The 4,261-nt window shown below is 48.4% G+C and carries 3 protein-coding genes; all 3 read left to right on the top strand.

The annotated features are described in order from the left end of the window. Positions 1-758: RAP domain-containing protein (locus ACO6V1_RS22605; RefSeq protein ID WP_422468721.1), on the top strand; the 758-nt coding region annotated here is incomplete at its 5' end. Between the two features lie 105 nt (positions 759-863). Continuing rightward, the gene (locus tag ACO6V1_RS22600; RefSeq protein WP_422450801.1) at positions 864-3,881 is read left to right on the top strand and encodes a DUF1601 domain-containing protein; all 3,018 of its coding nucleotides are present in this window, start codon (positions 864-866) and stop codon (positions 3,879-3,881) included. A gap of 59 nt (positions 3,882-3,940) precedes the next feature. Beyond that, on the top strand, positions 3,941-4,261 hold a 321-nt coding region (locus ACO6V1_RS22595), incomplete at its 3' end, for a hypothetical protein (RefSeq protein ID WP_422468719.1).

The following is a 4,261-nucleotide window of genomic DNA, read 5'->3' as shown; positions in this document are numbered from 1 at the left end:
CTGCGAAACTGGGTGAGCTCGTTGAGCTGAACATGGTTACATCCACGTTTGAATCGCTTGTCTACCTAATCAGTGAAAACCCTCAGCTCTCTCAGCAAGATATATTGATGTCTCTCTGGGGAGTCATGGTTTGGTGTGCCAGGTTGTCTCTGGTTCCCAATGCCAATAAAAATAACGTGCTTGAAAAGCACATGGATGACCTGTTTACTCGCCTGGAAAATACATCCCCAGAAAATGCAGAGGTTCAATCCATCATTGCCATGGCCGCAAGTTGGCTTGGGAGAGCGTGTCCGGTGGTCCCCCATTACGAGACAACCATTTCAAAAACCCAAGCCGACTTCCGTGATCAACTCCAATCATCTATTCCATCTTTGAAGATTGAAGAAGAAAAGAGTCTGAACTCATTACCTCCGGTTGACCTGCTACTGCCAGATCACAACATGGTGATTGAAGTTCAGGGCCCCTCTCATTACGCAGGTGGTGATTTCAACACCAGGAATAGTTCGACTCTGCTGAAAATCGCACTGCTGCAAAAATCAGGATTTGAGGTCATTGAAATCCCGGCTAACCAGCTTTTGAGTAACGATTTAATGAAACCCTATATTGATCAAATAAAGATCAGGACAGGCATCCCGCCACAGGGTCATGGCTCTGTACCAGTTAAAAGAAGGCGGGCAGGTGCTGCATACGTGACTGGCGAAGAACATTTAGTAGAGCAAAGCAACCTGGCAAAGAGGAAGAAAACAAGTAGCCAGTAATCGCCTTCCTCCCATCATGACTCAAGTAAACTTTTCTGCAAAATGAACTTCTGAGCAGAACAGCAGTCTGCTTTTTATATGTTCATGAATTAATGAAATATAATTATGGATAGAAGTTCTACTGGTATCAGTGATCAATACACAAGATCTGATAACGGTTACAACCAGCCGAATGGCCATAGTCCTTCTTCAAGCCCCGGGCGGTACAGACATGCCACAGTCAGACAATGGGATAATCCCCCCCGCACTGCACCGGGTCGCAATGAATATTATCAGTCTTCTGGCACACGCTCTTATCAACATCTACAGTGCCGTTCAGTAAATTCTGCTCAGGATTTTAATGCCCTCATCAAACAGGAAATAATGGATGATCTGGTGAGTAAATCGAATCGTTTCGGTCATCGTTATGATGGGAGAAATCACGGGCAATATGCCAGTTCAATTAAAAAATACACGTCAGCGGCTAAAAGACCGTTAAATCGAACAGAACAAAGCCAGCTGGTGCGGTTGCTGCAAAATTTTACCGCAACCCGGAGCTGGAATTGGCGAAGCCTGACGACAACACTGCACTCATTTACTTCAGCGGGTGTTTTTACCCTTCATAAACCCATGGATGAGCGAGTTAAACTTACTCAGGCTAGCTTATTGTCAACGCTACTTGATGCAATAATATTTAACTGCAACCAAAAACTTCCAGCCAGGGATATTGCTACCCAGGCTATCGCCAACCTTCTGTGGGCCATGGCAAAACTGGTGAACAACGGGCAGGAAAGGACATCAGAGTTCAACGAGGCCGTGGTCGCTTTGTTACACCGCGTGAGCACACAACAAGCTGACTTTAAACCACAGGAAATCGCCAACCTGCTGTGGGCCATGGCGAAACTGATAGACAATGGGCATGAGCGAACACCAGAACTCAAAGAGGCCGTGGCGGCGCTATTACCCCACGTGAACGTCCACAAAGACCAATTTATTCCTCAGCATATCGCCAACCTGCTGTGGGCCATGGCAAAACTGGTAGACAACGGCTACAAGCAAACAGCAGAGCTCAAAGATGCTGTAGCCGCACTGTTGCCCCAAGTGAACGCACAGCAAGCTAACTTTAAACCACAGGAAATCGCCAACCTGCTGTGGGCCATGGCAAAACTGGTGAACAACGGGCAGGCGCGGTTACCAGAGCTCAAAGAAGCTGTGGACCCACTATTGGTTAACGTACAGAAAGCTAACTTTACACCACAGGAAATCGCCATACTGCTGTGGGCCATGGCGAAACTGGTGGACAACGGGCAGGAGCAGACACCAAGTCTCAAAGAGGCCGTGGCCGCGCTGTTGCCACACATGAACGCACAGAAAGACCAATTTATTCCTCAGCATATCACCAACCTGCTATGGGCCATGGCGAAACTGGTGGACAACGGGCTGGAATCGACACCAGAGTTCAACGAGACCGTGACCGCGTTGTTACCGCAAGTGAACGCAAAGAAAGCGAACTTTAAACCACAGGAAATCACCAACCTGCTGTGGGCCATGGCGAAACTGGTGGACGACGGGCAGGAGCGGACACCAGATTTCAACAAGGCCGTGGTCGCGCTGTTGCCCCACGTGAATGTACAGAAAGACCAGTTTATTCCTCAGCATATCACCAACCTGCTGTGGGCCATGGCGAAACTGGTGGACAAAGGGCTGGAGCGAACACCAGGGCTCAAAAAGACCGTGGCCGCGCTGTTGCCCCAAGTGAACGCACAGAAAGCTAACTATAAACCACAGGAAATCACCAACCTGCTGTGGGCCATGGCGAAGCTGGTGGACAGCGGGCTGGAGCAAACACCAGAGCTCAAAGATGCTGTGGCCGCACTGTTGCCCCAAGTGAATGCACAGAAAGACCAATTTATTCCCCAGCATATCGCCAACCTGCTGTGGGCCATGGCAAAACTGGAGGACAACGGGTACGAACAGTCACCAGAGTTCAACGAAGCGGTGGCTACGCTGTTAACCTGCGTGATCGTACAAAAAGCTAACTTTAACCCACAGGAAATCGCCAACCTGCTGTGGGCCATGGCGAAACTGGTGGACAACGGACACGAGCAGACACCAGAGTTCAACGAAGCGGTGGCTGTGCTGTTGACCTGCGTAATCGTACAAAAAGCTAACTTTAAACCACAGGAAATCGCCAACCTGCTGTGGGCCATGGCGAAACTGGTGGACAACGGGCAGGAGCCAACACCAGGGCTCAACGAGGCTGTGGTCGCGCTGTTGCCCCTCGTGAACGCACAGAAAGACCAATTTAATGCCCAGGGTATTGCCAACCTGCTGTGGGCCACGGCCAAACTGGGTGAACTCATTGAGCTGAACCTGGCTACCTCTACGTTCGAATCGCTTGTCTGTAGAATCAGTGAGAACCCTCAGTTATCTCAGCATGATATATCGATGTCTCTCTGGGCCGTAATGGTATGCTGTGCCAGATTGGCTCTAGACTCCAATGCCCATAAAAATAACGTGCTTAAAAAGCACATGGATGACCTGTTCACTCGCCTGGAAAATACATCGCCAAACAATGAAGAGGAACAATCCATCATTACCATGGCTGCAAGTTGGCTTGGCAGAGCCTGTCTATTCGTTCGCCATTACCAGACAAACATTTCAAAAACCCAAGCCGACTTTCGCGATCAACTCCAATCATCTATTCCATCTTTAAAGATCGAAGAAGAAAAGAGTCTGAACTCATTACCTCCGGTTGACCTGCTTCTGCCAGATCACAACATAGTGATTGAAGTTCAGGGCCCCTCTCATTACGTAGGTGGTGATTTCAACACCAGGAATGGTGCGACTCTGCTGAAAATCGCACTGCTGCAAAAAGCAGGATTTGAGGTCATTGAAATCCCGACTAACCAGCTTTTGAACAACGATTTAATGAAACCCTATATTGATCAAATAAAGATCAGGACAGGCATCCCGCCACAGGGTCATGACTCTGTATCACTTAAAAGAGGGTGGACAGATGCTGCATACGTGACTGGTGAAGAACATTTAGCAGAGCGAAGCAACCCGGCAAAGAGGAAGAAACAGGCAGCCAGTAATCGCCTTCCTCCCATCATGACTCAAGTAAACTTTTCTGCAAAATGAACTTCTGGGCAGAACAGCAGTCTGCTTTTTATATTTTCATTAATTAATGAAATATAATTATGGATAGAAGTTCTGCTGGTATCAGTGGTCAATACGCAAGATCAGGTAACGGTTACAACCAACCGAATGGCCATGCCCCTTCTTCAGGGCGTGGGCAATATAGACATGCCACAGTCAGACAGCGGGATAGTCACCCCCGCTCTACCCCGGGATGTAATGAATTTCACCATTCTTCCGGCACACGCCCTTCTCAATATCTAATTCACCGTTCAGTCAACTCTGCTCAAGATTTTAATGTCCTCATCAAACCCGAAATAATGGATGATCTGGTGAGTAAATCGCATCGTTTCGGTCAACGCTATGATGGGAGAGATCACGGC

Origin of the sequence: Endozoicomonas sp. ALC013, assembly GCF_049310205.1 — a bacterium.
In the GTDB taxonomy this organism is placed as follows: domain Bacteria; phylum Pseudomonadota; class Gammaproteobacteria; order Pseudomonadales; family Endozoicomonadaceae; genus Endozoicomonas.
This window is presented reverse-complemented; position numbering and strand designations above follow the sequence as displayed.

What these genes read in the sequence shown, in the direction of transcription:
- ACO6V1_RS22600 (WP_422450801.1), top strand. Translation starts at nt 864, where the DNA reads ATGGATAGAAGTTCTACTGGTATCAGTGATCAATACACAAGATCTGAT.